The organism is Klebsiella variicola, from assembly GCF_000828055.2.
Lineage (GTDB): Bacteria > Pseudomonadota > Gammaproteobacteria > Enterobacterales > Enterobacteriaceae > Klebsiella > Klebsiella variicola.
Genome location: NZ_CP010523.2, coordinates 1,971,280 through 1,997,221, shown reverse-complemented (window position 1 = coordinate 1,997,221; position 25,942 = coordinate 1,971,280). Strand labels below are relative to the sequence as shown.

The following is a 25,942-nucleotide window of genomic DNA, read 5'->3' as shown; positions in this document are numbered from 1 at the left end:
AAAGCAGATGATGCATTCACGATAATAAAGGAGGTAGCAAGTGACGATTGCTATTGTAATAGGCACACATGGTTGGGCTGCAGAACAGCTGCTGAAAACAGCAGAGATGCTGTTGGGCGAGCAGGAAAACGTTGGCTGGATCGATTTCGTTCCGGGTGAAAACGCCGAAACGCTGATCGAGAAATACAATGCCCAGTTGGCAAAACTGGATACCAGTAAAGGCGTGCTATTTCTCGTCGATACATGGGGAGGCAGCCCGTTCAACGCTGCGAGCCGCATTGTCGTCGATAAAGAGCATTACGAAGTTATCGCTGGCGTCAACATCCCGATGCTGGTGGAAACCTTCATGGCCCGCGATGATGACCCTTCGTTTGATGAACTGGTCGCCTTAGCGGTGGAGACCGGTAGCGAAGGCGTGAAAGCGCTGAAGGCCAAACCGGTGGAAAAAGCGGCTCCCGCGCCAGCCCCTGCCGCGGCGCCAAAAGCCGCCGCGCCGGCCAAACCGATGGGCCCGAACGACTACATGGTGATTGGCCTCGCGCGCATTGACGACCGCCTGATCCATGGTCAGGTCGCCACCCGCTGGACCAAAGAGACCAACGTCACCCGCATCATCGTCGTCAGCGACGAAGTGGCCGCGGATACGGTGCGCAAAACCCTGCTGACCCAGGTTGCACCACCGGGCGTCACCGCCCACGTGGTGGACGTCGCCAAAATGATCCGCGTTTACAACAACCCGATGTACGCCGGGCAGCGCGTCATGCTGCTGTTTACTAACCCGACCGACGTTGAGCGTATCGTCGAGGGCGGCGTGAAAATCACCAGCGTCAACATCGGTGGTATGGCGTTCCGCCAGGGCAAAACCCAGGTTAACAACGCGATTTCGGTCGATGCCAAAGATATTGAGGCGTTTAACAAGCTGAACGCACGCGGTATCGAGCTGGAGGCACGTAAAGTGTCCACCGACCCGAAACTGAAAATGATGGATCTGATCGCCAAGGTTGATAAATAACCCGGCCGATCGCGCCCCAGTTTTCACTTTAAGACTTAATCAACAGGAGAAGTACAATGGAGATTACCCTTCTTCAGATTGTGCTGGTGTTCATCGTCGCGTGTATTGCGGGTATGGAGTCGGTGCTTGATGAATTTCAGTTCCACCGTCCTCTGGTCGCTTGTACGCTGATCGGTGCCGTTCTCGGCGATATGAAAACCGGTATTATCATCGGCGGTACGCTGGAAATGATCGCTCTGGGTTGGATGAACATCGGTGCGGCGGTTGCACCTGATGCCGCGCTGGCGTCCATTATTTCCACCGTTCTGGTTATTGCCGGCCATCAGAGCATCGGTGCCGGTATCGCGCTGGCTATCCCGCTGGCGGCGGCAGGCCAGGTGCTGACCATTATCGTTCGTACCATCACCGTAGCCTTCCAGCACGCGGCAGATAAAGCGGCGGAGAATGGCAACCTGACCGCCCTGTCGTGGTTGCACGTCTCGTCCTTGTTCCTGCAGGCGATGCGTATCGCTATCCCGGCCGTCATCGTCGCCATTTCCGTCGGTACCAGCGAAGTCCAGGGCCTGCTGAACGCGATCCCTGAAGTGGTCACCAGCGGTCTGAACATCGCCGGCGGTATGATCGTGGTTGTCGGTTATGCGATGGTCATCAACATGATGCGCGCAGGCTACCTGATGCCGTTCTTCTACCTCGGCTTCGTCACCGCCGCCTTCACCAACTTCAACCTGGTAGCCCTGGGTGTGATTGGTGCGGTCATGGCTATCCTCTACATCCAGCTGAGCCCGAAATATAACCGCGTCGCCGGTGCGCCGGCTCAGGCGGCTGGTAACAACGATCTCGATAACGAACTGGACTAACAGGTGAGCGAAATGGTTGATATGACTAAAAATACCACCGAGAAAAAACTCACTCAGAGTGATATTCGTGGCGTGTTCATTCGTTCTAACCTGTTCCAGGGGTCATGGAACTTCGAACGTATGCAGGCGCTGGGCTTCTGCTTCTCTATGGTTCCGGCAATCCGTCGCCTGTACCCGGAGAACAATGATGCGCGTAAGCAGGCGATTAAACGTCACCTTGAGTTCTTCAACACCCATCCTTACGTTGCCGCTCCGGTACTGGGCGTAACCCTGGCGATGGAAGAGCAGCGCGCCAATGGCGCAGAGATTGACGATGGCGCCATCAACGGCATCAAAGTCGGTCTGATGGGGCCGCTGGCCGGCGTCGGCGACCCGATCTTCTGGGGTACCGTGCGTCCTGTGTTCGCGGCCTTAGGCGCTGGGATCGCGATGAGCGGTAGCCTGCTCGGTCCTCTGCTGTTCTTTATCCTGTTCAACGCAGTGCGTCTGCTGACCCGTTACTATGGCGTCGCCTATGGTTACCGCAAAGGCGTGGACATCGTTAAAGATATGGGCGGCGGTTTCCTGCAGAAACTGACTGAGGGGGCGTCAATCCTCGGCCTGTTTGTCATGGGGGCGCTGGTTAACAAGTGGACGCACGTGAATATTCCGATGGTGGTGTCAAAAATCACCGGTTCTGACGGACAGGTTCACGTCACCACGGTGCAAACCATCCTCGACCAGTTGATGCCGGGCCTGGTACCGCTGCTGTTGACCTTCGCCTGTATGTGGCTGCTGCGCAAGAAAGTTAACCCACTGTGGATCATCGTTGGCTTCTTCGTCATCGGTATCGCAGGCTACGCTGTCGGCCTGCTGGGTCTGTAATTTCCAGGTTGTACGCCGGGGGCTTGCCCCCGGCTTTTTTTTATCAGGAGGAACGCAAAGCAATGACATTCACGGACCTGGTGATCATCCTGTTTATCCTTGCGCTACTGGCCTACGCGGTGTATGACCAGTTCATTATGCCGAGGCGGAACGGCCCGGTGCTGCTGGCCATCCCCCTGCTTCGCCGCAGCCGCGTTGACGGTCTGATCTTTGTCGGCCTCACCGCCATTCTGATCTATAACAACATTACCCAGCACGGCACCCCGATCACCACCTGGCTATTATCTGCCCTGGCGCTGATGGGTCTCTATTTATTCTGGATCCGTACGCCGAAAATCATTTTTAAACCGCGCGGCTTTTTCTTCGCCAACGTGTGGATAGAATATCAGCGAATTAAAGAGATGAATTTATCCGAGGATGGCGTGCTGGTGATGCAATTAGAGCAACGGCGGCTGCTTATTCGCGTACGAAATATCGACGACCTGGAGAAAATCTACAAACTTCTCGTTTCAACTCAATAATTTATAAATATAGCCAGCGCTATATCTTCCAGTTTTTCTCTGGAAAAACATATAGCCATGGCTATATTTCCCTGCCTCCTCTTCCCTTTTTTATTAACTATTTATTTACTTATAAATTCAAATGAAAATCGTTATCATTTGGTTATTAAAATAGCCGTCTTCTGTTATTGTTTTATATTCTAAAAATATGTTAAGGTTGCGCCCGTCGTTGGGGAGTAGCCGATTTCCTGTTTGCCAGGAAATGTACGTGTCAACATACTCGTTGCAAAACGTGGCACGTACGGGTTGAAGTGATTCAATCAGGCGAGACCATAGATACATCTCTGCTGTACGTATTGCTCAGCCATTGAGCGCTCCGCGTATATTTACTGGGGGCAGCGATGTGTCATATGGATTATCCCCGGTCAGGACACGCACATGAATTTATCCGCTACCATTCTTCTCGCCTTCGGCATGTCTATGGACGCCTTTGCAGCCTCTATCGGCAAGGGTGCCACCCTGCACAAACCTAAATTCTCAGAAGCCGTCCGCACCGGGCTGATTTTTGGCGTGATTGAAACCCTGACCCCGCTGGTCGGCTGGGGACTCGGCATGTTGGCCAGCCAGTTTGTCCTCGAGTGGAACCACTGGATTGCCTTTATTCTGCTGGTGTTTCTCGGCGGGCGAATGATCGTGGAAGGTGTTCGCGGCGACAGCGACGAGGAGTGCGACGCGCCTCGCCGTCATGGTTTCTGGCTGCTGGTCACCACCGCCTTCGCCACCAGCCTTGACGCGATGGCCGTTGGTGTGGGTCTGGCCTTCCTGCAGGTCAGCATTGTGACCACCGCACTGGCGATCGGCTGCGCGACGTTTCTTATGTCGACGCTGGGGATCATGGTCGGTCGCTTTATTGGCCCGCTGTTGGGCAAACGGGCCGAAATCCTCGGCGGTATTGTGCTGATTGGCATCGGCAGCGAAATCCTCTGGAGCCATTTCGCCGGTTAAGCCTTACGCCTCGCGCTGCCAGCAATGGATCATGAAGTCGGTCTGGCAGCCAAACGTCGCCTGCTGACGCAGCGCGGCGTGCACCTCAGGCTTAGCCCGCCACGCGAACGGCGTCATCTGCAGCAGCGCCTGCGCTTCACTTCCCGTCAGGGTCATCGGATAGGCCAGCTGCTGCTGAGCGTCCAGGCGGAATCCCGGCATCGCTTCCGTCTTCAGCTCATGCAGGCGTACCTCATCGTAAATCAGCCCTTTTAGCTCCAGCAGATGGCGGGGTCCCGGCGTGGCGGTGATCACCCATCCGCCAGGCCGCACCACCCGCGCCAGCTCTTCGGCGTTGCAGGGGGCGTAAATGCGCACTACCGCATCGAAGCTGTTATCAGAGAACGGCAGACGCTGGCTGGAGGCGACGCAAAAACTGACCTGCGGGTAGCGTTTTGCCGCCGCGCGGATCGCTGGCTTCGACACGTCCAGCCCCCAGCTATGGCTGGCGATGGTGGCAAACGCGTGGGTGTAATACCCTTCGCCACAGCCGATATCCAGTAAATCCGCAGGGGCGTGGTGCCGCAGCCGTTCGGCGATCGCCTCCCGTAGCTGCTGATAATGACCCGCATCCAGAAACGCCCGCCGGGCCTGCATCATCTCAGCGCTATCGCCGGGATCGCGCGACCGCTTGAACTGCACCGGTAGCAGATTGACGTACCCCTCTTTCGCCAGATCGAACTGGTGCCGCTGCGGGCAGGAATAGTGGTTGTCGCCGCGGCTTAACGGCGCGTGGCAAAGGGGGCAACTGTATGACATGACGGCTCCGGTGTTGCTAAAGGGCGAAAGTGTAGCGCTATTCGCCCCTGCAGACCACTGTTACAGCGCCGGCGCCAGCGGATGGCTGTCGTGCATCACGATCAGATTCTCCGCCCCTTGCGGCATGCCGTCCGGCATGACGTTCTCCAGCCGCAGGACATCCCCCATGATCTGGCTGAAGACCGGCGCGGACACCGCCCCGCCGTAATAGGAGCCATTACTCGGATCGTTCATCACCACCACCAGCGCAAACTGTGGACGACTGGCGGGCGCCACGCCGGCGGTGTAGGCCACATATTTATCGATATATTTGCCGTCCGGACCGATTTTCTTCGCCGTCCCGGTTTTTACCGCCACCCGGTAGTCGCGCACTGCCGCTTTGGTCCCGCCCCCGCCCGGGAGCGCCACGCTCTCCATCATATGCTCTACGCTGTGCACGATGTTCTCCGGCATCACCCGCGTACCTATCACCGGCGGATCGATGCGGGTTATCGATAACGGTCGTTCAATACCGAAACCGCCGATAGTCGCGTAGACGTGCGCCAGCTGGAGCGGCGTCACCATTAACCCATAGCCGAAAGCGAAGGTAGCGCGATCCAGCTGCCCCCAGTAGCGACGATGCGGCATCAGCCCGGCGCTTTCCCCGGTCAATCCCAATCCGGTCGGCTCGCCGAACCCAAATGCCTGATAGGTATCAAGCAGATGCTGCACCGGCATAGCGAGCGAGAGATGCGACACGCCGGTATCACTGGATTTTTGCAGGATCCCGGTCAGACTCAGCTCCGGATAATAGCCAACATCGCGGATGCGGTGGCCGTCGAGGACAAACGGATGGGTGTCCACCACGCTATCCGGCTGGACAATCCCCTGCTGGAGCGCGGTCATGATCACCAGCGGTTTGACGGTCGACCCGGGTTCGAAGGTGTCGCTGATGGCGCGGTTGCGGAAATCATCCAGCGTCGCGCTGTCGCGATTGTTCGGATTGAAGTCCGGGTAGCTGGCCATCGCCAGAATCTCACCGGTATCAATTTTGATCAATACCGCCGCCCCGGATTCCGCCTTATTCCAGCGAACGGCATTATCCAGCGCATCTTCGGTCACCGTCTGCAGACGTTCATCAATACTCAGCTGCAGATTATGCGCCGGGACTGGCGGCACTTCGGTAATATTTTCAATAACATTGCCATGTTTATCTTTGCGCACCAGGCGTCGTCCGGGTTTGCCGGTCAGCTGGGCATTAAAGCTTTTCTCCACCCCTTCGATGCCCTGATTATCGACGTTGGTAAAGCCCAGCAGATTGGCAGCCACATGACCAGCCGGATAGAAACGTCGCGATTCATCGCGCAGATAGACGCCCGGGAGATGCAGTTTATCAATCCACTCCGCCTGCTCCGGATTGATCTGACGCGCCAGATAGAGAAAACGGGCGTGAGGATGACTTTGTACCCGTTGGGCCAGCTCACCGAGGTTGAGATGCAGTGCTTCGGCCATTGCCTGCCAGCGAGGACCATAACCAACCCCACCCTTCTCCATGGTGGTCTGCGGGTCGATCCAGATAGCGCTGACCGGTACGCTCACCGCCAGCGGTCGTCCTTCGCGGTCGCTAATCATGCCGCGCTCCACCGCCACAGGCTCTTCGCGCAGAGAACGCATGTCTTCTTGTTTTACCAGGTTATCGGGAGAGACAATTTGCAGCCAGCCCACGCGGGCCAACAGCAGTCCCAGACAACCAAGAATGGCCACACAGAGTAACCCGAAGCGAATCGGGGTAAAGCTGGCGGCGGACTTCATTTTTTTCTTTAGCACCATAGCTCCGGCATCATTTTGCAACCATCTGATTTAACAGAAAATTAGCAAAACAGACTGCTACACAATGCTAATAAAGTTGACTATTTGCAACAAGACGCGACGGAAGGGGGTAAAATGACATGCTTTGCAATAAAAACGCAAAAGCCCCGCGCAGGCGAGGCTTTTATACAAGAAGAGTGGTCTTGTATCAGATAGCAGTTACGTTAACTGCAGCCGGACCTTTCTGGCCGTCCTGAATTTCGAACTCAACGTTCTGGCCTTCAGCCAGAGTTTTGAAGCCGTTACCCTGGATAGCGGAGAAGTGTACGAACACGTCTTTGCTGCCATCAGCCGGAGTAATGAAACCAAAACCTTTAGACTCGTTGAACCACTTAACTTGACCTTTAATCTTTGCCATTTGCAAAATTCCTTAGACTGTTTTCTTCGCCTGCTGGCGTTTACATAGATAAAACTGACACATAACTGCATGAGGCACTAATTTAAGGTTCGGCAGAGAAGCGGTATTCAACGACAACGTGTTTACTCAGGACTTCTTTACTGAAAATGCCACACATAAACAGAACTGTACCTCGTTTAACCCGAAACGTGTTATCACATACTACGTAAATAATGGCAAGCCATTTTTAAACGTGTCACGATCGTTCGCACAAATTATAAGGTAATCATTTGATCGCCTGCACATTTATGCGTCTTTGCCGCTCCTGGCAAGGCGTTATAGCATTCGCTAATATCACCTGGTTGCTGCCTCATTACTGCAACTTTTTTACCATAGCTCAACAACTTCGCTTCGTCCAGGTATGTACGTATACGAACCGCCATGCTGACGGCGCTTCGCTGAAGGCGATGAATATTGATGCGCATAATTACTCATAACAGCAGACGAAAAATCGCTAAAGCCGTACCAGTGTAGTGATAATAAAACCTGTTAGTCGTCACGCTAAAAATAGAGCTAATTCTGCACCTTAATAATGAAAAAATGATGACAGTGTCACATTCCAGGGCAATAAACGCGGCGGGAATGACTTTATTTACAGCGTGTAAAAAAGGGAATAATGCGCGGGGAAAGGAATAATGGAATAAGAATAAGCTATTACTGCCAGCTATCATGCAGGTGCGCATCTTATGATGCACACCTGTGGAGGTACTTAGCGCTCTGCCACCAGGCGGATAAACTCATCCTCTCCTTTCGCCTTGCCTGCGACGGTCGGCTCGGCCACGTCCTCTTTTTCCGGCGCATTAGCTTCGCAAAGGCGACGTAACAGCGCATTCTGCCGCTTTTGCTGATCCAGCAGCGCTTGCAGCAGTTCTATCTGCTCGTTCGCCCGCGAACTGGCGCGGTTGACGAAGAACCATAACAACAGACCGACAAGCAGCAACGCGACGGATACAGCCAGCGAAGCCAGATTTAAGATCCCAGGATTTAGTAACTCACTCATTTCACCACCTCAAAGAGAAGGCGTTCATTCTACCACCCACACCGCAGAAGGAAATCAGTCGTCAGAAAAATGTCTTACCACGGGATGAATTTATTGATAGTGCAAATGCCGCTGAAAAACTGAACATCCTGGTCGCACATTACGTTAAGCATCTGAGTCCACAGCAACAGGCAGCCTGCTATGATGACTATCAGTAAAACCCACCGTAATTTTTTCACTCCACTCTCCGCATTAGTACTTTATCTCACCAGGATAACACGGCCTTCTTAAACCGCGGCTAACTGTAATACGAACGGCAAGTTTAGGAATCATCGACTTGTTTCAAAACGTGTTCGTGTCAAAATCACGGCAAGGATCATACAAATAATGAGGCATCAATGCGATTAATCATTCGTACTATTGTCGTCGTGGCTATCTTATGGATTGGCGTATTATTAAGCGGCTATGGCGTATTATTCCACAGTGAAGAAAACGTCGGTGGTCTGGGTCTTAAGTGTCAATATCTCACCGCCCGCGGGGTCAGTACCGCACTTTATGTGCATTCCAACAGCGGTGTGATCGGCGTCAGTAACTGTCCCATTCTGCGCAAAAGCGCAACCGTGGTTGATAACGGTTAAAATCACTCCGGCGAGCGCGACAATAGCACCGCGCTCGCCGGATGTTTCAGCTACCGCGTCAGAACGGGTAGTCGTTGTATCCCATTTGCTCAGAAATCTTGCGCGCCGCCTGATGCAGCATCGCCACATACTCATGCAAACGTTCTTCTGAGAAACGTAGCGTCGGGAAAGAGATGCTCAGTCCGGCGATAACCACGCCGAAACGATCGAACACCGGTACCCCGATGCAGCGTAGCCCCTCTTCCTGCTCTTCGTTATCTTCGCCATATCCCTGCTCGCGTACGCCATCCAGCACCTTCAGCAGCGCTTCCGTGCTGGTGATGGTCCGCTCGGTGCTGCGTTTATACTCCACGCCCTCGAGGATCTGCTCCACTTCGCTGCGATCGCGCCACGCCAGCAGTACCTTACCAATCGCGGTACTGTACAGCGGATTGCGACGGCCGATACGCGAGTACATCCGCAGATTGTACATCGAGTCAATCTTGTGGATGTAGACGATGCTGTCTTCATCCAGCGCCCCGAGGTGAATAGTCTCTTTCGTCAGCCGGGAGAGTTCGCGCATCTGAATATCGGCGCTGCGTACCAGGTCGACGTTCTGCAGCGCACGAGCGCCCAGCTCGAACAGCTTGAGCGTGAGGGAGTATTTCTCTGACTCGCCTTCCTGCGCCACATAGCCCAGTGATTTCATGGTCTGTAAAAAGCGATAAACGGTGCTTTTCGACATCATGACGCGCTGGGACAGTTCGGTAATGCCAATTTCACGCTCTTCACCCAGCGCCTGTAAGATGCCAAAAACCTTCAATACCGAAGAGACAGAATCTGGCTGTTTATCCAAATCTGCACCTGCCATTTATCACCTCGCCGTAACTGTTTTATAAAATTTAGAACCGGTTTTTATTATAAATTCGCCGCCTCTGCGCCGCAATCATTCTTCTGCCACTTCGTTACAAATCTGCGACATACTGCGGAATAATCAATGCTAAACTCATCATTCAAAAAACCGTTTCATTTAAGACTTATATTCACCATGGATAAAAATTCTTCCGATGGCGTGCCGCTGCCGCAACGCTATGGCGCCATTCTGACCATCGTGCTGGGGCTGACCATGGCCGTGCTCGACGGGGCTATCGCCAACGTCGCGCTCCCGACCATCGCCAGCGATCTTAACGCCTCGCCGGCGGCGTCAATCTGGATCGTTAACGCCTACCAAATCGCCATTGTCATCGCCCTGCTACCGCTCTCTTTCCTCGGCGATATGGTCGGCTATCGCCGCATCTATAAGATAGGCCTGGTGGTGTTTATCTTTACCTCGCTGGCCTGCGCCCTGTCGCGCAGTCTCGACATGCTGACCTTCGCCCGCGTCGCCCAGGGGCTGGGCGGCGCCGCGCTGATGAGCGTGAACACCGCGTTGATCCGCCTGATTTATCCGCAGCGCTTTCTCGGCCGCGGCATGGGCATCAACTCCTTTGTCGTCGCCGTCTCTTCGGCGGCAGGCCCGACGATCGCCGCGGCGATCCTCTCCCTTGCCTCATGGCAATGGCTGTTTTTAATTAACGTTCCCCTCGGGATCGTCGCTTTTGTTCTGGCCATGCGCTTTCTGCCACCCAACAGCGCGCGCAGCAAAATCATCCGCTTCGATCTGCCGAGCGCCATCATGAACGCCCTCACCTTCGGGCTGCTGATCACTGCGCTCAGCGGGTTCGCCCAGGGACAGTCTGTTCAGCTGGTGCTGGCGGAAGTGGCCGCCATGCTGGTGGTGGGCTTTTTCTTCGTTCGCCGCCAGCTCAGCATGCCCGTCCCCCTGCTGCCGGTCGACCTGCTGCGCATCCCGCTCTTCTCACTCTCTATCTGCACCTCCATCTGCTCCTTCTGTGCGCAGATGCTGGCGATGGTCTCCCTGCCCTTCTTCCTGCAGACGATGATGGGGCGCAGCGAAGTGGAGACCGGCCTGCTACTGACGCCCTGGCCGCTGGCGACCATGGTGATGGCGCCGCTGGCCGGTTATTTGATTGAGAAATGCCATGCGGGGCTGCTGGGGGCCATTGGGCTGCTGGTTATGGCCTGCGGCCTGTTCGGCCTGGCGCTGCTGCCCGAGTCGCCTTCCGATCTGGATATTATCTGGCGTATGGCGCTGTGCGGCGCCGGTTTCGGGCTGTTTCAGTCGCCGAATAACCACACTATTGTCGCCTCGGCTCCGAGCCATCGCAGCGGTGGCGCCAGCGGGATGCTGGGTACCGCTCGCCTGCTCGGTCAGAGCACTGGCGCGGCGCTGGTCGCCCTGCTGTTCAACCTGCTCGGCAACAGCGGCACCCATACCGCCCTGCTGCTGGCCGGCATTCTGGCGACCGTTGCCGCACTGATTAGCGGTCTGCGCGTCACCCAGCCGCGCGCGGCCTGATAAACGGCGGCAAAAAAAATCCGCAGCTTTCGGGCTGCGGATTTTTATTTTTAGCGTCGAACCGACGGATTACTTCAGATACTCACCGCTACGCAGGGCTTCAATACGTTTATCCAGCGGCGGGTGAGTCATAAACAGCTCGCTCATGGATTTCGCTTTACCATTGATGCAGAACGCCATCATGCTGCTGGCTTCCTGTGGCTCATAGCTGGTTTTCAGACGCTGCAGGGCAGCAATCATCTTCTCGCGGCCCACCAGTCGCGCCGAGCCGGCGTCAGCGTGGAACTCGCGATGACGAGAGAACCACATGGTAATAATGCTGGCCAGAATACCGAACACCAGTTCCAGCACCGTGGCGACAGCGAAGTAGATCAGCGGGTTACCATTGCTGCTCTCCCCTTCATCTTCCCGGTTGCCGCCGAGGAAACCGGCCGCAATCTGGGCAATCACGCGCGAGATAAAGATAACGAAGGTGTTCACCACCCCCTGAATCAGCGTCATGGTCACCATATCGCCATTAGCGATATGGCTGATTTCATGGGCAATGACCGCTTCCGCTTCATCACGGCTCATGTTTTGTAGCAGCCCGGTGCTGACGGCGACCAGCGAGGCGTCGCGACGCGCGCCGGTAGCAAAAGCGTTGATATCAGGCGCGTGATAGATAGCCACCTGCGGCATGGCAATGCCCGCCTGCTGCGCCTGTTGGGCGACGGTGTGCATCAGCCAGCGTTCCGTTTCGTTGCGCGGCTGCTCGATCACTTCCCCACCCACAGACTTCAGGGCCATCCATTTCGACATCATCAGCGAAACGATAGAACCACCGAAGCCGAACAGCAGGGCCATAATCAACAGACCGGTCATGCTGCTGGATTGGATCCCCGTGAGGCTTAACACCAGCCCGAACACGACCATTACTGCCAGGTTCGTCAGCAGGAAAAGCGCGATTCGCATCATAATTTTCTTTTTACCTCAATTTAACAAAACGCACTATGCGATTACCCACATCGTATGGGTCAGGCTGCAATTTTCAACCATCAACCCCCGCTAAGTCACGATAAAAACACAACTTTACATTTTGTAGCATCTTGCTGACAGCGGCCGGGCAGGTTGACATTTTGTTAGTTGAGCTGAAAGGTGATGACAAAAGCACAAAATAAAACGGGCACCCTCTGAGGTGCCCGTTTGTTGTTTATTTACTGGCTGGCGGTTCCACCGCCGGGCGCGCTTTTTCAAGATGCGCCAGGTCTACCGCGATATGGACCGTTTCATCAAGATACGGATCCGGCTCCTGGTAATCCTTCGGCAGGTCATCCAGTTTTTTCAGCAGCGGTTTGCCTTCGCGTTTCAGGCGATCGTTAATCCGCGCCAGACGAATCGCATCATCCTCTTCGTTCTCTTTCTCACGCTGGGCGTAGTTCAGAGAGACGATGTTACGCTTGTCCTTCATCGCGTTATAACGGGCAATATCCTTCATGATGTACTGGAACTCTGGATCCTGCGCGATACGCTCATCATGGCGCTTGAGCAGTTCCGGTCCAAACGGGGTCAGATCCCCGGACTTCACGTAGGTGGCTGCGTTGATGCTATCCCACGGCAGCGCGTTGTCTTCATATTGCTCGCCGGTCTCACGATCTTCATTACCGGTTGGCATCATGATATCCGGCGTCACGCCTTTACGCTGCGTACTGCCGCCGTTAATACGGTAGAACTTCTGGATGGTGTACTGGACGGAACCTAACGCCGGCCAGTCCGGACGCAGCATCTGATCGTAGATACGATTCAACGAGCGATACTGCTGTACCGTCCCTTTACCGAAGGTCGGCTCGCCAACGATCAGCGCGCGGCCATAATCCTGCATCGCCGCGGCGAAGATTTCAGACGCCGAGGCGCTAAAGCGGTCAACCAGCACCACCAGCGGCCCTTTGTAATAGACCACGCCGTCGTTGTCGCTGTCTTCGCGGACCTTGCCATTGTTATCACGGACCTGCACTACCGGGCCGGACGGAATAAACAGACCCGAGAGCGATACCGCCTCGGTCAGCGCCCCGCCGCCGTTGCTGCGCAGATCAATGACGATGCTGCTGACGTTCTGTTTTTCCAGCTTCTGCAGTTGCACCTTCACATCATCGGTGAGACCAACGTAAAAGCCCGGAATATCCAGCACGCCGACTTTTTCTTTACCAACGGTTTTCACCGACATCTTCACCGCACGGTCTTCCAGACGGATCCGCTCGCGGGTCAGGGTCACGATACGCGTCTTGGCCCCTTTGCCAGCCGGCAGGATCTCAAGGCGCACTTTGCTGCCCTTCGGCCCTTTAATCAGCGCGACCACGTCATCCAGACGCCAGCCGATGACATCAACCATCGGCTTCCCGGTCTGGCCAACGCCAACGATGCGGTCGCCGACGCTGATCGCTTTGCTCTTCGCGGCCGGACCGCCCGCCACCAGCGAATTGATGACGGTGTAGTCATCATCCATTTGCAGGACAGCGCCGATCCCCTCAAGAGAGAGGCTCATCTCCGTGTTGAACTGCTCGGTATTACGTGGAGACAGGTAGTTGGTGTGCGGGTCGATTTCGCGAGCGAAGGCGGTCATCGCCAGCGAGAAGACATCTTCGCTGTTGGTTTGCGCCAGACGACGGATCGCGAACTTATAGCGACGCGTTAAGGTGTCGCGGATCTCTTTATCGTCTTTACCCGCCAGCTTCAGGCTTAACTGGTCAAACTTCACCTTGGCGTCCCACAGCGTGTTCAGCTCGGCCTCATCTTTTGGCCACGGTGCTTTGGAGCGATCAAGGTTAAAATTATTGTTGCCGGTAAAGTCCATCGGACGTTCCAGCACCTTCAGCGCATACTGATAGCGCTCAAAGCGACGCTGCTGCGCCAGGTTGTAGAGGTCGTAGAAGACGTCCAGTTTCCCGGTGCGCAGTTCGTCGCCGATTTGGTCTTTTTTGGCCGCGAACTTCGCCACATCGCTGGCCAGCAGCACATTGTGGCTGTAGTCCAGCAGGTTCAGATAACGGTCAAAAATCTTTGCCGAGAAGGCGTTGTCGAGATCAAACTGACGGTAGTGAGAACGGGTAAAGCGCGACGTCACGCGCTCGCTCACCGTCGCGTGCTGCGGCTCTTCTTTCAGCACGGGTATTTGATCTGCACGGGTTATTTCATCAACAGCGAAAGCATGGCCTGCTATTGCCAGCAGGCCCGCAAGCGCGGTGATTTTAAAAAATGTGTTCATGCCTGGCCCGGCCTCCGTTTCAGAACACCAGGTGTTCTGCGCGTACAATCATTGACATACCAGAAGTCAGCTGTACACGAACGCCATCTTTGGTGATTTCCAGAACGGTGGCGTCCATTGCGTTATTGCCTGCTTTTACCTTCAGCGCCTGGCCGACGGTCAGAACGGAAACATCCGAAACCGGAGTATGACGCTCTTCACGCGGGGCTTTGGCCGCAACAGGACGCGGTTTACGCTGTTCAGCGCCTTCTTTACGACGCGGCTGCTGAGGACGTGGTTTACGCTCGCGGCGACCCCCTTCATCCTGCTGACCTGCGGCGGCGGCGGCTTCGCGTTTTTTCGCCTGCTGGGCAGCGCGCTGCGTCTGAACGCGAGCTTTCGCTTCTTCCAGCTGCTGGCGCGCATGGGCAATGTGCTGTTCTTCCAGTTCGCCGCACGGGTTGCCGTCCAGGTCAACGCGGATAGCGCCGGCTTTCACGCCGTACAGATAACGCCAGCTGGACGTATAGAGACGTAATGCAGCGCGAAGCTGGGTTTTGCTGAGGTTCATCTCACCACCCACTCGCTCAACGAGATCCTGAAAAATACCAATTTTCAGGGGGCGCGCTTCGCCTTCAGCGCTAAAGCACTGCGGGAAACGTTCGGCCAGAAAGGCGATAACTTCTTTACTGCTATTCAACTTAGGTTGATTTTCCATGAAATTTCCTGATTACAACGGACGTAGCCAACAAGCCGCAGGCATGAACAGGCGACATTATAATGACGTCCTCGCTAAATGCTACGTTATCCGTTGATTATCCCACGACACGGGTAAAGATTTTTTGATAATCAGTGGCCGCGATAAGTTTTTCCAGTTGCTCGACCAGCGTGCGCAACCCCTGCTCATCTTCAGCTGTGAAGCGGCCATACGCCGTGCTGTCGATATCCAGCACGCCGATAATCTGGTCGTTCACGCGCAGGGGAAAGACAATTTCTGAATTACTGGCCGCATCGCAGGCAATGTGACCATCAAACGCATGCACGTCCTCTACGCGCTGGACCTGGGCTTGCGCCACCGCGGCGCCGCAGACACCGCGACCAACCGGAATGCGCACACAGGCCAGTTTGCCCTGGAACGGCCCCAGTACCAGGGTATCGCCTTCCAGAAGATAGAAACCGGCCCAGTTGACCTCGCTCAGCCGCTCGAACAGCAGCGCGCTGGTATTGGCGATCATCGCCAGAAAACTGGTTTCACCTGCCATTAATGCCTGGAAATCGCGGTTCAGATCCGCGTAAAATTCTGTTTTGCTCATTATATCTTCACTTGGTTGTCTTACTGCCTGATACGTACAGCCTACTAAAATAAGCATTAAATGCGCTTAGGCTCAAGATGAATTCATTCATAGGTTAAGATAGTGAGATACATTCATTCCTGTACGTAATAAATGCCGATAAAAACACCAACGATTAAACCTGCGAAGAAGTTGGTCGTGCATGCCGTCAGCACACCGCTTCCCTATGCGCATTATCAGCGCTGTACGCAGTGTGACATGCTCTTTCGCTTACCGGTGCTTAAGCGCAACCAAAGCGCCTGGTGTCCACGCTGCAACGCCAAGGTGCGCGATGGGCGCGACTGGTCGCTGACGCGTTTGGGCAGTATGGCCGTTGCGATGCTGCTGCTCATGCCTTTTGCCTGGTCGGAGCCTCTGCTGCGCCTGCACCTGCTGGGCGTGCGCATCGACGCCAACGTCCTGCAAGGGATCTGGCAGATGACTGCGCAGGGTGACCCGCTTACCGCCGCCATGGTGCTGTTTTGCGCGGTGGTCGCCCCGGTGCTGCTGGTGGTCTCGATTAGCTATCTCTGGCTGGGCAACGTGCTGGGGATGAACCTGCGCCCGGTGCTGCTGATGCTCGGCAAGCTCAAAGAGTGGGTGATGCTGGATATCTATCTGGTGGGTATTGGCGTCGCCTCCATCAAGGTGCAGGATTACGCCTTTCTGCAGCCCGGCATCGGCCTGGTGGCGTTTATCTCGCTGACGCTGCTGAGCATCCTGACGCTTATTCACATGAACGTCGAAGAGCTGTGGGAGCGTTTCTATCCTGAACGGCCGGCGACCCGCGCCGATAACAATTTACAGGTGTGCACCGGCTGCCACTACACCGGCTACCGCGACGCGCGTGGCCGCTGCCGACGCTGCCACTCCCCGCTGCATCATCGCCGGCCGCAGAGCCTGCAGCGCAGCTGGGCGGCGCTGATTGCCTCGCTGATATTTCTCTTACCAGCCAACCTGCTGCCGATCTCGATCATCTATGTTAACGGTGCGCGCCAGGACGATACGATCCTTTCCGGGATCATCTCCCTTGCCAGCAGCAATATCGCCATCGCCGGAGTGGTATTTATCGCCAGTATTTTGGTGCCATTCACCAAAGTTATAGTGTTATTTACCCTATTGGTCAGCATACAATTCAAGTGCGAGCAAGGCTTGCGCACCCGCATCCTGCTGCTGCGGCTGATAACCTGGATTGGCCGCTGGTCGATGTTGGATCTGTTTGTTATTTCACTCACCATGTCGCTAATCAATCGCGATCAGCTCCTCGCTTTCACCATGGGGCCGGCGGCGGTTTACTTCGGCGGTGCGGTAATTTTAACTATTCTTGCAGTTGAATGGCTGGACAGCCGCTTACTTTGGGACGCACATGAGTCAGGAATCGCCCGCTTCGCAGACTGAAGCCAGAATAAAAACTAAACGCCGTATTTCGCCATTCTGGCTGTTGCCGGTTATCGCGCTGCTGATTGCCGCCTGGCTCATCTGGACCAGCTTTGACGACCGCGGATCGACGATTACCATCGATTTCCAGTCCGCTAACGGCATTGTGCCGGGGCGGACGCCTATCCGTTATCAGGGGGTCGAGGTCGGCACCGTCCAGGATATTAGCCTCAGTAAAGATCTGAGTAAGATTGAGGTTTCCGCCAGCATCAAACGCGATATGAAAGATGCGCTGCGCAAAGAGACCCAGTTCTGGCTGGTCACCCCAAAAGCCTCTCTGGCGGGGGTCTCCGGGCTGGATGCGCTGGTGGGCGGGAACTACATTGGCATGATGCCTGGCAAGGGTGAGCCCGAAGATCACTTCGTGGCCCTCGACACTCAGCCGAAATACCGCATCAACAACGGCGAGCTGATGATCCACCTGCAGGCGCCGGACCTTGGCTCCCTGAACAGCGGCTCGCTGGTCTATTTCCGCAAGATCCCGGTCGGGCGCGTGTATGATTTCACCCTGAATGCCAATAATCAGGGAGTCACCATCGATGTCCTGATCGAGCGCCGGTTTACCAACCTGGTGAAAAAAGGCAGCCGATTCTGGAACGTCTCCGGGATCAAAGCCGACGTCGGCCTGAGTGGGGCAAAAGTGCAGCTGGAGAACCTTTCTGCGCTGGTGAACGGCGCTATCGCCTTCGATTCACCTGCCGATTCGCAGGTTGCGGCGCAAAACGATGACTATCATCTGTACGAAGATCTGGCGCATAGCCAGCGCGGTGTTCTGGTCACCCTCGACCTGCCCGACGGCGATGGGCTGAAAGCAGGCTCGACGCCGCTGATGTATCAGGGGCTGGAAGTGGGTCAGTTAAGTAAGCTGAATCTTAACCCCGGCGGCAAAGTGACCGGCGAGATGACCGTCGACCCGAGCGTGGTGACGCTGCTGCGTGAGAAAACGCTGATTCAGATGAAGAAGCCGAAGATTTCCCTCGATAACCCCAGCGTCAGCGCCCTGCTCACCGGCAATACCTTTGAACTGGTACCCGGTGAAGGCGAGCCGCGCAACCACTTCTCCGTCATGCCAGCAGATAAAGCGCTGCTGGAGGAGCCCAACGTCGCCACCGTCACGCTCTCGGCGCCGGAAAGCTACGGGATTGACGGCGGCCAACCGCTGGTGCTGCACGGAGTAAAAGTCGGCCAGGTGCTGGAGCGCAAACTGACGGCCAAAGGGGTGACCTTCCAGGTCGCGATTGCCCCCGAATACCGCGATCTCATTCGCGGTGACAGTAAGTTTGTGGTTAACAGCCGTCTGGATGTCAAAGTCGGACTCGATGGCGTGCAGGTGCTGGGGGCCAGCGCCAGCGAATGGGTTAATGGCGGGATCCGGGTCATTCCGGGAGAAAAAGGCGAAATGCAGAGCAGCTACCCGCTGTACGCCAACCTCGAAAAGGCCCAGGAAAACAGCCTGAGCGAAGTGCCGACCACGACCTTAAGCCTCTCAGCCGAGACCCTGCCTGACGTTCAGGCCGGCTCGGTGGTGCTGTATCGTAAATTCGCCGTCGGCGAGATCATCGCCGTCAAACCGCGCAAAGACGCTTTCGATATCGATTTGCATATCAAGCCGGAGTACCGCTACCTGCTGAGCAACAACAGCGTCTTCTGGGCCGAAGGGGGGGCGAAGGTCAAACTTGACGGCAACGGACTCACCGTTCAGGCCTCGCCGCTGGCGCGCGCCATTAAAGGGGCGATCAGTTTCGATAACCTCAATGGCAGCAGCGCCAACGCGCGGCTGAATAACAAACGTATCCTTTACGCTTCGGAAACGGCGGCGCGCGCCGTGGGCGGCCAGATCACCCTGCACGCGTTTGACGCCGGGAAGATGGCGGCCGGGATGCCGATTCGTTATCTCGGCATCGATATCGGTCAGATCCAGTCCCTGGAGCTGATCACCGCCAAAAACGAAGTGCAGGCGAAAGCGGTGCTCTACCCGGAATACGTCGGTACCTTCGCCCGGGCCGGGACCCGCTTCTCGGTGATCACCCCGCAAATCTCCGCCGCGGGCGTCGAGCATCTCGACACCCTGTTCCAGTCCTATATTAACGTTGAGCCGGGACGCGGGCCGGCGCGCCGCGACTTTGAGATCCAGGATACGACGATCAGCGACTCACGTTATATCGACGGCCTGAACATCGTGGTGGAAGCGCCGGAGGCGGGGTCGCTTGGCATCGGTACGCCGGTCCTGTTCCGCGGCCTTGAGGTGGGGACGGTCACTGGCCTGTCGCTGGGGTCAATGTCCGATCGGGTGATGGTGAAACTGCGTATCAGCAAGCGCTACCAGTATCTGGTACGCAATAACTCGGTGTTCTGGCTGGCCTCGGGTTACAGCCTCGACTTCGGCCTGATTGGCGGCGTGGTGAAAACCGGGACCTTCAACCAGTTTATCCGCGGCGGGATCGCCTTTGCCACGCCACCGGGGACACCGCTGGCGCCGAAGGCCCAGGATGGCAAGCACTTCCTGCTGCAGGAGAGCGAGCCGAAAGAGTGGCGGGAATGGGGCACCGCCCTGCCGCAGTAACCCTCACAACGCCTTCTCCCGCACCGGCCAACGCCGGGGGCGGGAAGATGACTCACCGCACGCCCCGGTGTCCTGCACCGGGGCGTTTGTGCTAAACTGCGCACCCTTTTTTTCTGTGGTGCGCTGCCTGTGGCTGAAAATACTGTCTATTTCCCTGAAGCGTTTCTCGCTCAAATGCGTGCGGCAATGCCCGCGCATCTCTCTTTCGACGACTTTATCGCCGCCTGCCAGCGCCCGCTACGCCGCAGTATTCGCGTCAACACGCTGAAAATCAGTGTGGCCGATTTTCTGTCTCTGGTCGCCCCGTATGGCTGGCAGCTGACGCCGGTCCCCTGGTGTGAAGAGGGATTCTGGATCGAGCGGGACGGCGACGATGCCCTGCCGCTGGGCAGCACCGCCGAACATCTCAGCGGGCTGTTCTATATTCAGGAGGCAAGCTCGATGCTGCCGGTCGCCGCTCTGTTCGCCGATAACCCGCAGCCTGAACGGGTGATGGATGTTGCCGCCGCGCCGGGGTCTAAGACCACCCAGATTGCCGCCCGAATGGGTAACGCGGGCGGCATTCTGGCCAATGAGTTCTCCGCCAGCCGGGTGAAGGTGCTGCATGCCAACATTAGCCGCTGCGGCATCAGTAACGTCGCCCTGACTCACTTCGACGGCCGGGTTTTCGGCGCGGCCTTGCCCGAAACCTTCGATGCCATCCTGCTTGATGCCCCCTGTTCGGGCGAAGGCGTAGTGCGTAAAGATGCTGACGCACTGAAAAACTGGTCGCCGGAGAGCAACCTCGACATTGCCGCCACCCAACGCGAACTTATCGACAGCGCCTTTCATGCCCTGCGCCCTGGCGGGACGTTGGTGTATTCGACCTGTACCCTGAATCGCGAGGAAAACCAGTCGGTTGTTCAGTGGTTACTGTCCCGTTATCCGCAGGCGGTGGAGATCCTGCCGCTGGGAGATCTGTTTTCCGGCGCGGCCGATGCCTTAACCGCAGAAGGATTTTTGCACGTATTCCCGCAGATCTACGATTGCGAAGGCTTCTTTGTCGCTCGCCTGCGCAAGACCGCGGCGATCGATCCGCTCCCGGCGCCAGGCTATAAGGTCGGCAAATTCCCGTTTACGCCGCTGAAGAGCCGGGAGGCCGCCGCGGTAACTGCCGCCGCCAGCGCTGTTGGCCTGGTGTGGGACGCAGGTCATACGCTGTGGCAGCGGGATAAAGAGCTGTGGCTGTTCCCGCAGGCTATGGAGCCCCTGTTTGGTCAGGTGCGTTTTTCACGCATCGGCGTACGCCTGGCAGAGGTGCACAATAAGGGGTACCGCTGGCAGCATGAGGCGGTTATCGCCTTTGCCGCGCCGCAGCGCGCCTTCGAGCTGACCCAGGAGGAAGCGGAGGAATGGTATCGCGGACGCGACGTCTATCCGCAGACCGCGCCGCAGCAGGATGAGGCCATCGTGACCTTCCAGGGTGTCCCGCTGGGTCTGGCCAAGCGCGTCGGCTCCCGTCTGAAGAATAGCTACCCGCGCGAACTGGTGCGCGATGGGAAACTTTTTGCCGGCAAGGTGTGACGCCGCGCAAAAAACGCGCACTTTTTGACTGGCGGTTTTCACCCCATTGACTACGCTGAAAAATGACGGCCTCAACTGGTCGTACCACAACTCAGCTGAAAAATGGGGTGAAGCGATGAGTAAAACCAATGTCCGCATCGGCGCGTTTGAGATAGACGATGCCGAACTGCACGGTGAACATCAGGGAGAGCGAACGTTAAGTATTCCCTGCAAATCCGATCCAGATTTATGTATGCAGCTTGACGCCTGGGATGCCGATACCAGCGTGCCCGCTATTCTCAATGGCGAACATTCCGTGCTCTACCGTAAACATTACGACCGCCAGTCTGATGCCTGGGTCATGCGCCTTGCCTGACTCAAATGAACCCGTCGCCTGAGACGGGTTATTTATTTCCCCGTCCCGCCGTCATCCCCTACACTAAAGAGTATGTGAACCCGAGCATGAGGCCAGGATGTTTGCCTTGGTGTTGTTTATTTGCTATCTGGATGGCGGCTGCGAGGACATTGTGGTTGACGTCTACCGCGAGGAAACGCAGTGCTTAGTGGCGATGGAGGATCAGCGGATCCGCCACGGCGGCTGCTATCCGATAGAAGATTTTATTGATGGCTTCTGGCAACCCGCCAGCGAATACAGCGATTTTTAACCTGCCGATTGTAGCGCCACCAGCGTCAGCGTTCCGCCAAACACGGCGCCCGTATCAATATAGTGTTGATTATCGCGTTCATAAGGCGTGCGAAGCGGCGTATGGCCAAACCAGAAATGGTCTGCTCCGGCGATGGCGCCATGACGTCCCGCCAGATGTTCGCTCAGGCGATGACGGCTCCATAACACCCGCTGGGGATCCACCGGCTGCTGCCAGCGATAGACTGGCGCCGGATAATCGGCATGGGCGATCACATGCCGGGCATCTGCACACCCAACTTCAATAATCAACGGTAGCCGCTGACAACGCGCTAACAGCCGGTCGGCTTCGGCCCGCTGCTGCGCGGTGCCCCGGCCATACCAGTCGCCGCCATTCATCTGCCAGAGTGCCATATCCCCGCTCTCCAGCGCCTCCAGCGCCATCTGTTCATGATTCCCCCGAACGGCCCTGAACCAGCGGCAGCGCAGCAGGCCGAGGCAGTCAGCGCTCTGCGGTCCGCGATCGATCAGATCGCCCACGGAAATGAGCAGATCGGCCCAGGGATCAAAGCGCAGCTGACGCAGGCGGTCCATCAGTAGCGCAAAGCAACCATGCAGATCGCCCATCAGCCAGATATTACGCCAGTCGCTACCATTAATACGTTGATACATATAATTACCTCTCTGCTGTAATTATAGGTAATTGCGCCGAATCCCCGGTGATTTTTATTTACACCTCAATCGATTTTAAACAAACGGGAAATATAGTCGGCCAGAGGATTAAGCTTATCAGAAGCTCGCTTTAAAATAGGAGGAAATAACAACGAGGTATTTATCGTGACAGACAATAGCCTGCATTCAACCAGCGTGCTTGCGCCGCGCTCGCATCTTATTGCCGATCTGGTGATGGGCAGACTAATACCTGCACCTATCTGGCGGCAGAAAAATTTTCGCCTTAAATTTCTGCTGCGTACGGCGTTATTTTATAGCCCCACCAAAGCAATGCTTGAGTCGCTTAGCGCCCGTGATGATTTTAATCAGCTTCTGACCGCGCAGGCGACCTTGCCGGGGAAAGTGCACCGTCAGTACCTGACGCGCGATCTTAACGCCTGGCAGCGGGCAATGGCGGTGATAAGTCATTATCGCTACATCGATACCCTGCAGGGGTCGCTGCTGGCGCATGCCATGACCGCGGTGAGCGAGGTCCCGCTGCTGACGCTGAACGGAAAAGACGACAGCCCGTTCACTCTCTCCGCCTCCTCAGCCGGGAAGGCTGAGCGCGAGGGCGAAACCACATTATGGCTACGCGACGGCGATCACACCCTGTTGGCCAGCGCAACCTTTAGCGTGACCTGGGACGGTGAAGCCTGGCAACTGGTCATCGGCGGCCTGCAGGGGCCACGGCGCCACGTTTCCCATGAGGTGATTAAGCAGGCCACTCGCGCCTGCTTCGGCCTGTTCCCGAAGCGCCTGCTGCTGGAGTTCATTTGGCTACTGGCCGCTCGCAGCGCTATCGAGTCGATTTATGGCGTCAGCGATAACGGCCATGTGTTCCGTGCCCTGCGCTATCGTCTGAGCAAGGGCCGCCATTTCCACGCCAGCTACGACGAGTTCTGGCAGTCCATCGATGGTAAGCCGGAAAGCGCATGGCGCTGGCGGCTGCCGCAGCGTCTGGAACGAAAATCACTGGAGAGTATCGCCAGCAAAAAACGGGCCGAATACCGGCGTCGGTTCCAGCTGCTGGATCAGCTGGCTGAGCAGGTGGACATCCTGACGCAACCGCGCCATGGTGCGTAAATGTCGCTGCGGATAGCGCCGCGCTGACACGCGGCGTTTGCTTATTCGGTCGTTATTTCGCTACTATCATGGCCCCTGGCGCCATTGGATAGTGGTTGGCATGATGAGTAAAACCGAAATTTTCCTGCTGATTATTCTTGCGGTCATTCTGCTGGGCTGCGTATGGTTTGTTTTTAGTGATGAAATTTGGCTTTTGCTCTGCTATCTCGAAAGTAAAATATATCCCACCTTTAGCGTCCCTGAATAATTTTAGCCGCTGTAAATAGCGGCGCATTCGCTTATTATTTTTAGCGATACGGTCGTTCATTGATAGCTAATCGCATGAATTGCCAAACCTATTAGACTTTGCTTATTTTATTTGTCATACAAATGTGTATACTAGCAGCCTTCCGATGTTGGCCCGCCAGTTAACCTGCACGCCGGGCCTGGTTAGGTGCAGGTTTTTTCTTTTCTCTTTCCACCCCAACTTCAGATCTCTCCTTCCCGACGCAACCCTTCCTCAGGATGCGATTTGTGTGTAAATGGATTGTGTATGCTAAAAACGGTGTGCTATAACGGGACATCCAGAGGCCAGCCTGGGGTTTGACTGACATGATGTCGCTGGCTATTGCGAAAGCAGAAGGTTACCGATAAAAAGAGACCGAATACGATTCCTGTATTCGGTCCAGGGAAATGGCTCTTGGGAGAGAGCCGTGCGCTAAAAGTTGGCATTAATGCAGGCTAAGTCGCCTTGCACTATAAGAATAGTTTAACGCGTCAGCTTTTCCAGTCCGTGGCCAATGTGGTCGTATAATTCCTGGGAAACGGCTGTCAGCCAGTAAAAAACCGCCACTGCCGTTATCCGGCAAGGGCGGTTTTTTTTATGCTATTACAGTAAGATAACGCGGAACGCTAGCAGAGCTTCTGCGCTCGCTCGATAAATGGCGCAAGGCTCATTTTTTGTCCCGGGTGCTGCGGATCGTCGATCTGGATCACCGAGATCGGCTGCGCGGTCGTCTTGCCGGCTTTAACCTGCTGTTCCGCGACGTCATTGAGCGGATACTGGACCAGCGTACTCGGGTTGATGGCGTAAAGCGCGTTACCCGGACGGCAGGTCAACATCACCTCTTCACGGTTGAACGCCCAACTCTCCTTCCCCACTTCAAAGCGGCTCACGGTGATAATTTGCGGCGCCGCCAGAGCAGCCCCGGAGCTTGCCAGTAACAACATGGTCAGAACAATTTTTTTCATGATTTTGCCAGTTAATTCAATAAGGTTCCCAGGTGGCAAACAGACTGACGGCCAGCAGCGCCAGCGCGCCCAGCCCTATCTCAGCCTGCGTGGTTCGCAGGATCAGGCTTTCCGCCCGCGAACCGCTTGCCGACATGCGCGGTACCAGAACATACCTGTTCACTAAGGCAATTACCACCATCCCGGCGACCAGCGCACATTTGATCAACAGCATGCGTCCCCAGGGCGAGGTTCCGATCACCGCCCCCTGGATCAACAGCGCATTGACCACGCCGCTGGCAAGGGTGCCGGCCACCGCCAGATGTCCATAACGCGAAAAGCGCGCCATGGTATAGACCGCAGCCTGACGCCAGCGCCCCTGCGCCAGACGCAGGCAGTAGATGAAGGGCAACAGGCCGCCGAACCAGCTGGCGACGCAGAAGAGGTGGACGGCATGATTAGTGCGCTGCAGGGCGCCGAGTAAGCCATCGTGCATAGCAGCATGCCCAACCCCGGCGGAAAGCAGCAGCTGGGCCGCCAGCAGGGCCATCAGTTGCCTGGCGCCGTGATGAGGACGGATCCACACCACGGCGAGAGCAGTCAACGCCAGCAGGATCTGCCAGATCCACACCCCGCCGAAGCGGGTTCCCGCTACCGCCTGCCAAACGGCGGGCTGCCAGACATCCGCCCAGCCGTCGCCCATTATCCCCCCCTGCAGCAGATACAGCGCCACGGTTGAGAGCGCGCCAATCAACATCAGGGGGCGCAATAGCGGATAAAAGCGGTGCATCAGCACGCGCCTCAGCGGTACCGGCGCCCACCAGGCGCCATACAGCACGCAGCCAAAAGCCAACATCAGGGTGATAAAGTGCCCAAAACGCAGCGTGATATAGAGCCCGGTCAACAT

The 25,942-nt window shown here is 56.2% G+C and carries 27 protein-coding genes, 2 pseudogenes and 1 riboswitch; of the genes and pseudogenes, 14 read left to right on the top strand and 15 right to left on the bottom strand.

The window, feature by feature from the left end:
• The first annotated feature begins 40 nt into the window (after positions 1–40).
• The 5 genes from manX (at position 41) to mntP (ending at position 4,238) form a co-directional block, all read left to right on the top strand.
• Positions 41–1,012, top strand: a complete 972-nt coding sequence (gene manX / locus SP68_RS09370) for a PTS mannose transporter subunit IIAB (RefSeq protein WP_008804289.1) — start codon at positions 41–43, stop codon at positions 1,010–1,012.
• A gap of 56 nt (positions 1,013–1,068) precedes the next feature.
• Positions 1,069–1,869 (top strand): PTS mannose/fructose/sorbose transporter subunit IIC, encoded by an 801-nt coding sequence (locus SP68_RS09365; RefSeq protein ID WP_004203359.1) that lies wholly within the window; start codon positions 1,069–1,071, stop codon positions 1,867–1,869.
• A gap of 12 nt (positions 1,870–1,881) precedes the next feature.
• On the top strand, positions 1,882–2,733 hold the full coding sequence (locus SP68_RS09360; RefSeq protein ID WP_004145526.1) for a PTS mannose transporter subunit IID: 852 nt from the start codon (positions 1,882–1,884) through the stop codon (positions 2,731–2,733).
• Positions 2,734–2,795: 62 nt separating this feature from the next.
• Positions 2,796–3,254 (top strand): DUF986 family protein, encoded by a 459-nt coding sequence (locus tag SP68_RS09355; protein WP_008804288.1) that lies wholly within the window; start codon positions 2,796–2,798, stop codon positions 3,252–3,254.
• A 198-nt stretch (positions 3,255–3,452) separates the two neighbouring features.
• A riboswitch (yybP-ykoY riboswitch) is annotated at positions 3,453–3,555 on the top strand.
• A gap of 116 nt (positions 3,556–3,671) precedes the next feature.
• Positions 3,672–4,238, top strand: coding sequence for a manganese efflux pump MntP (mntP, locus tag SP68_RS09350; RefSeq protein ID WP_040968665.1), 567 nt, complete (start codon positions 3,672–3,674; stop codon positions 4,236–4,238).
• A 3-nt stretch (positions 4,239–4,241) separates the two neighbouring features.
• Here the strand turns inward: mntP and rlmA are convergent, their stop codons facing one another.
• From rlmA to mgrB, 7 genes and pseudogenes are all read right to left on the bottom strand, one after another.
• Complete coding sequence (rlmA, locus tag SP68_RS09345) at positions 4,242–5,036, bottom strand: 23S rRNA (guanine(745)-N(1))-methyltransferase (protein WP_040968666.1); 795 nt, start codon at positions 5,034–5,036, stop codon at positions 4,242–4,244.
• Positions 5,037–5,096: 60 nt separating this feature from the next.
• The gene (gene ftsI, locus SP68_RS09340; RefSeq protein ID WP_008804285.1) at positions 5,097–6,845 is read right to left on the bottom strand and encodes a peptidoglycan glycosyltransferase FtsI; all 1,749 of its coding nucleotides are present in this window, start codon (positions 6,843–6,845) and stop codon (positions 5,097–5,099) included.
• A gap of 187 nt (positions 6,846–7,032) precedes the next feature.
• Positions 7,033–7,242 (bottom strand): transcription antiterminator/RNA stability regulator CspE, encoded by a 210-nt coding sequence (gene cspE, locus SP68_RS09335; protein WP_001062678.1) that lies wholly within the window; start codon positions 7,240–7,242, stop codon positions 7,033–7,035.
• 85 nt (positions 7,243–7,327) lie between these two features.
• Positions 7,328–7,399, bottom strand: a pseudogene (locus SP68_RS26330) (DUF2627 domain-containing protein); the annotation flags it as partial.
• Between the two features lie 97 nt (positions 7,400–7,496).
• Positions 7,497–7,706: a hypothetical protein gene (locus tag SP68_RS28220; RefSeq protein WP_153242727.1), complete on the bottom strand. Its 210-nt coding sequence runs from the start codon at positions 7,704–7,706 to the stop codon at positions 7,497–7,499.
• A gap of 284 nt (positions 7,707–7,990) precedes the next feature.
• Complete coding sequence (locus SP68_RS09330) at positions 7,991–8,281, bottom strand: YebO family protein (protein WP_002911374.1); 291 nt, start codon at positions 8,279–8,281, stop codon at positions 7,991–7,993.
• 74 nt (positions 8,282–8,355) lie between these two features.
• On the bottom strand, positions 8,356–8,499 hold the full coding sequence (gene mgrB, locus SP68_RS09325; protein WP_002911375.1) for a PhoP/PhoQ regulatory lipoprotein MgrB: 144 nt from the start codon (positions 8,497–8,499) through the stop codon (positions 8,356–8,358).
• 159 nt (positions 8,500–8,658) lie between these two features.
• Here mgrB and SP68_RS09320 point away from each other — a divergent pair, with 159 nt between their 5' ends.
• Positions 8,659–8,898 carry a YobH family protein gene (locus SP68_RS09320; protein ID WP_008804283.1) on the top strand — a complete coding sequence of 80 codons (240 nt, stop codon included), beginning with the start codon at positions 8,659–8,661 and terminating at the stop codon, positions 8,896–8,898.
• Between the two features lie 58 nt (positions 8,899–8,956).
• Here the strand turns inward: SP68_RS09320 and kdgR are convergent, their stop codons facing one another.
• Positions 8,957–9,748 carry a DNA-binding transcriptional regulator KdgR gene (gene kdgR, locus SP68_RS09315; RefSeq protein ID WP_008804282.1) on the bottom strand — a complete coding sequence of 264 codons (792 nt, stop codon included), beginning with the start codon at positions 9,746–9,748 and terminating at the stop codon, positions 8,957–8,959.
• Positions 9,749–9,925: 177 nt separating this feature from the next.
• Here kdgR and SP68_RS09310 point away from each other — a divergent pair, with 177 nt between their 5' ends.
• Entirely contained in the window at positions 9,926–11,296 is a 1,371-nt protein-coding gene (locus SP68_RS09310; protein WP_032731027.1) for an MFS transporter, read from the top strand.
• A 69-nt stretch (positions 11,297–11,365) separates the two neighbouring features.
• Here the strand turns inward: SP68_RS09310 and htpX are convergent, their stop codons facing one another.
• From htpX to SP68_RS09290, 4 genes and pseudogenes are all read right to left on the bottom strand, one after another.
• Positions 11,366–12,250 carry a protease HtpX gene (gene htpX, locus SP68_RS09305; protein ID WP_008804280.1) on the bottom strand — a complete coding sequence of 295 codons (885 nt, stop codon included), beginning with the start codon at positions 12,248–12,250 and terminating at the stop codon, positions 11,366–11,368.
• Between the two features lie 235 nt (positions 12,251–12,485).
• Positions 12,486–14,534, bottom strand: coding sequence for a carboxy terminal-processing peptidase (prc, locus tag SP68_RS09300; RefSeq protein WP_040968687.1), 2,049 nt, complete (start codon positions 14,532–14,534; stop codon positions 12,486–12,488).
• 19 nt (positions 14,535–14,553) lie between these two features.
• On the bottom strand, positions 14,554–15,231 hold the full coding sequence (proQ, locus tag SP68_RS09295; RefSeq protein WP_022066247.1) for an RNA chaperone ProQ: 678 nt from the start codon (positions 15,229–15,231) through the stop codon (positions 14,554–14,556).
• An 81-nt stretch (positions 15,232–15,312) separates the two neighbouring features.
• Positions 15,313–15,826, bottom strand: a pseudogene (locus SP68_RS09290) (GAF domain-containing protein).
• 132 nt (positions 15,827–15,958) lie between these two features.
• Between SP68_RS09290 and yebS the strand changes: the two are divergent.
• The 5 genes from yebS to SP68_RS09265 all read left to right on the top strand — a co-directional run bounded on the left by yebS (position 15,959) and on the right by SP68_RS09265 (position 22,051).
• Positions 15,959–17,242 carry a membrane integrity lipid transport subunit YebS gene (yebS, locus tag SP68_RS09285; protein ID WP_008804276.1) on the top strand — a complete coding sequence of 428 codons (1,284 nt, stop codon included), beginning with the start codon at positions 15,959–15,961 and terminating at the stop codon, positions 17,240–17,242.
• Complete coding sequence (locus SP68_RS09280) at positions 17,211–19,844, top strand: PqiB family protein (protein ID WP_016161386.1); 2,634 nt, start codon at positions 17,211–17,213, stop codon at positions 19,842–19,844. Before yebS ends, SP68_RS09280 begins: the two co-directional genes overlap by 32 nt.
• 129 nt (positions 19,845–19,973) lie before the next feature.
• The gene (rsmF, locus tag SP68_RS09275) at positions 19,974–21,407 is read left to right on the top strand and encodes a 16S rRNA (cytosine(1407)-C(5))-methyltransferase RsmF (protein ID WP_012967754.1); all 1,434 of its coding nucleotides are present in this window, start codon (positions 19,974–19,976) and stop codon (positions 21,405–21,407) included.
• 115 nt (positions 21,408–21,522) lie between these two features.
• Entirely contained in the window at positions 21,523–21,762 is a 240-nt protein-coding gene (locus SP68_RS09270) for a YebV family protein (RefSeq protein ID WP_002911393.1), read from the top strand.
• Positions 21,763–21,859: 97 nt separating this feature from the next.
• The gene (locus SP68_RS09265) at positions 21,860–22,051 is read left to right on the top strand and encodes a YdfD/YebW family protein (protein WP_002911395.1); all 192 of its coding nucleotides are present in this window, start codon (positions 21,860–21,862) and stop codon (positions 22,049–22,051) included.
• Here the strand turns inward: SP68_RS09265 and pphA are convergent.
• Positions 22,048–22,701, bottom strand: a complete 654-nt coding sequence (gene pphA, locus SP68_RS09260; RefSeq protein ID WP_022066249.1) for a protein-serine/threonine phosphatase — start codon at positions 22,699–22,701, stop codon at positions 22,048–22,050. The genes SP68_RS09265 and pphA overlap by 4 nt on opposite strands.
• A gap of 135 nt (positions 22,702–22,836) precedes the next feature.
• Here pphA and SP68_RS09255 point away from each other — a divergent pair, with 135 nt between their 5' ends.
• Together SP68_RS09255 and SP68_RS27785 are read left to right on the top strand one after the other, a co-directional pair.
• Positions 22,837–23,826: a VirK/YbjX family protein gene (locus SP68_RS09255; protein ID WP_032691211.1), complete on the top strand. Its 990-nt coding sequence runs from the start codon at positions 22,837–22,839 to the stop codon at positions 23,824–23,826.
• A 103-nt stretch (positions 23,827–23,929) separates the two neighbouring features.
• Complete coding sequence (locus SP68_RS27785; RefSeq protein WP_046621074.1) at positions 23,930–24,073, top strand: Ecr family regulatory small membrane protein; 144 nt, start codon at positions 23,930–23,932, stop codon at positions 24,071–24,073.
• A 644-nt stretch (positions 24,074–24,717) separates the two neighbouring features.
• Here SP68_RS27785 and SP68_RS09250 read toward each other — a convergent pair.
• Both SP68_RS09250 and copD read right to left on the bottom strand, forming a co-directional pair.
• Positions 24,718–25,056 carry a YebY family protein gene (locus tag SP68_RS09250; protein WP_008804271.1) on the bottom strand — a complete coding sequence of 113 codons (339 nt, stop codon included), beginning with the start codon at positions 25,054–25,056 and terminating at the stop codon, positions 24,718–24,720.
• Between the two features lie 16 nt (positions 25,057–25,072).
• Entirely contained in the window at positions 25,073–25,942 is an 870-nt protein-coding gene (gene copD / locus SP68_RS09245; protein ID WP_012541262.1) for a copper homeostasis membrane protein CopD, read from the bottom strand.

What these genes read in the sequence shown, in the direction of transcription:
- SP68_RS09360 (WP_004145526.1), top strand. Translation starts at nt 1,882, where the DNA reads ATGGTTGATATGACTAAAAATACCACCGAGAAAAAACTCACTCAGAGT.
- SP68_RS09320 (WP_008804283.1), top strand. Translation starts at nt 8,659, where the DNA reads ATGCGATTAATCATTCGTACTATTGTCGTCGTGGCTATCTTATGGATT.
- cspE (WP_001062678.1), bottom strand. Translation starts at nt 7,242, where the DNA reads ATGGCAAAGATTAAAGGTCAAGTTAAGTGGTTCAACGAGTCTAAAGGT.
- SP68_RS09355 (WP_008804288.1), top strand. Translation starts at nt 2,796, where the DNA reads ATGACATTCACGGACCTGGTGATCATCCTGTTTATCCTTGCGCTACTG.
- copD (WP_012541262.1), bottom strand. Translation starts at nt 25,942, where the DNA reads ATGTTGACCGGGCTCTATATCACGCTGCGTTTTGGGCACTTTATCACC.
- kdgR (WP_008804282.1), bottom strand. Translation starts at nt 9,748, where the DNA reads ATGGCAGGTGCAGATTTGGATAAACAGCCAGATTCTGTCTCTTCGGTA.
- SP68_RS09330 (WP_002911374.1), bottom strand. Translation starts at nt 8,281, where the DNA reads ATGAGTGAGTTACTAAATCCTGGGATCTTAAATCTGGCTTCGCTGGCT.
- SP68_RS27785 (WP_046621074.1), top strand. Translation starts at nt 23,930, where the DNA reads ATGAGTAAAACCGAAATTTTCCTGCTGATTATTCTTGCGGTCATTCTG.
- SP68_RS28220 (WP_153242727.1), bottom strand. Translation starts at nt 7,706, where the DNA reads ATGCGCATCAATATTCATCGCCTTCAGCGAAGCGCCGTCAGCATGGCG.
- rlmA (WP_040968666.1), bottom strand. Translation starts at nt 5,036, where the DNA reads ATGTCATACAGTTGCCCCCTTTGCCACGCGCCGTTAAGCCGCGGCGAC.
- SP68_RS09280 (WP_016161386.1), top strand. Translation starts at nt 17,211, where the DNA reads ATGAGTCAGGAATCGCCCGCTTCGCAGACTGAAGCCAGAATAAAAACT.
- SP68_RS09270 (WP_002911393.1), top strand. Translation starts at nt 21,523, where the DNA reads ATGAGTAAAACCAATGTCCGCATCGGCGCGTTTGAGATAGACGATGCC.
- pphA (WP_022066249.1), bottom strand. Translation starts at nt 22,701, where the DNA reads ATGTATCAACGTATTAATGGTAGCGACTGGCGTAATATCTGGCTGATG.
- htpX (WP_008804280.1), bottom strand. Translation starts at nt 12,250, where the DNA reads ATGATGCGAATCGCGCTTTTCCTGCTGACGAACCTGGCAGTAATGGTC.
- yebS (WP_008804276.1), top strand. Translation starts at nt 15,959, where the DNA reads ATGCCGATAAAAACACCAACGATTAAACCTGCGAAGAAGTTGGTCGTG.
- prc (WP_040968687.1), bottom strand. Translation starts at nt 14,534, where the DNA reads ATGAACACATTTTTTAAAATCACCGCGCTTGCGGGCCTGCTGGCAATA.
- ftsI (WP_008804285.1), bottom strand. Translation starts at nt 6,845, where the DNA reads ATGGTGCTAAAGAAAAAAATGAAGTCCGCCGCCAGCTTTACCCCGATT.
- SP68_RS09250 (WP_008804271.1), bottom strand. Translation starts at nt 25,056, where the DNA reads ATGAAAAAAATTGTTCTGACCATGTTGTTACTGGCAAGCTCCGGGGCT.
- SP68_RS09365 (WP_004203359.1), top strand. Translation starts at nt 1,069, where the DNA reads ATGGAGATTACCCTTCTTCAGATTGTGCTGGTGTTCATCGTCGCGTGT.
- SP68_RS09265 (WP_002911395.1), top strand. Translation starts at nt 21,860, where the DNA reads ATGTTTGCCTTGGTGTTGTTTATTTGCTATCTGGATGGCGGCTGCGAG.
- SP68_RS09310 (WP_032731027.1), top strand. Translation starts at nt 9,926, where the DNA reads ATGGATAAAAATTCTTCCGATGGCGTGCCGCTGCCGCAACGCTATGGC.
- proQ (WP_022066247.1), bottom strand. Translation starts at nt 15,231, where the DNA reads ATGGAAAATCAACCTAAGTTGAATAGCAGTAAAGAAGTTATCGCCTTT.
- mntP (WP_040968665.1), top strand. Translation starts at nt 3,672, where the DNA reads ATGAATTTATCCGCTACCATTCTTCTCGCCTTCGGCATGTCTATGGAC.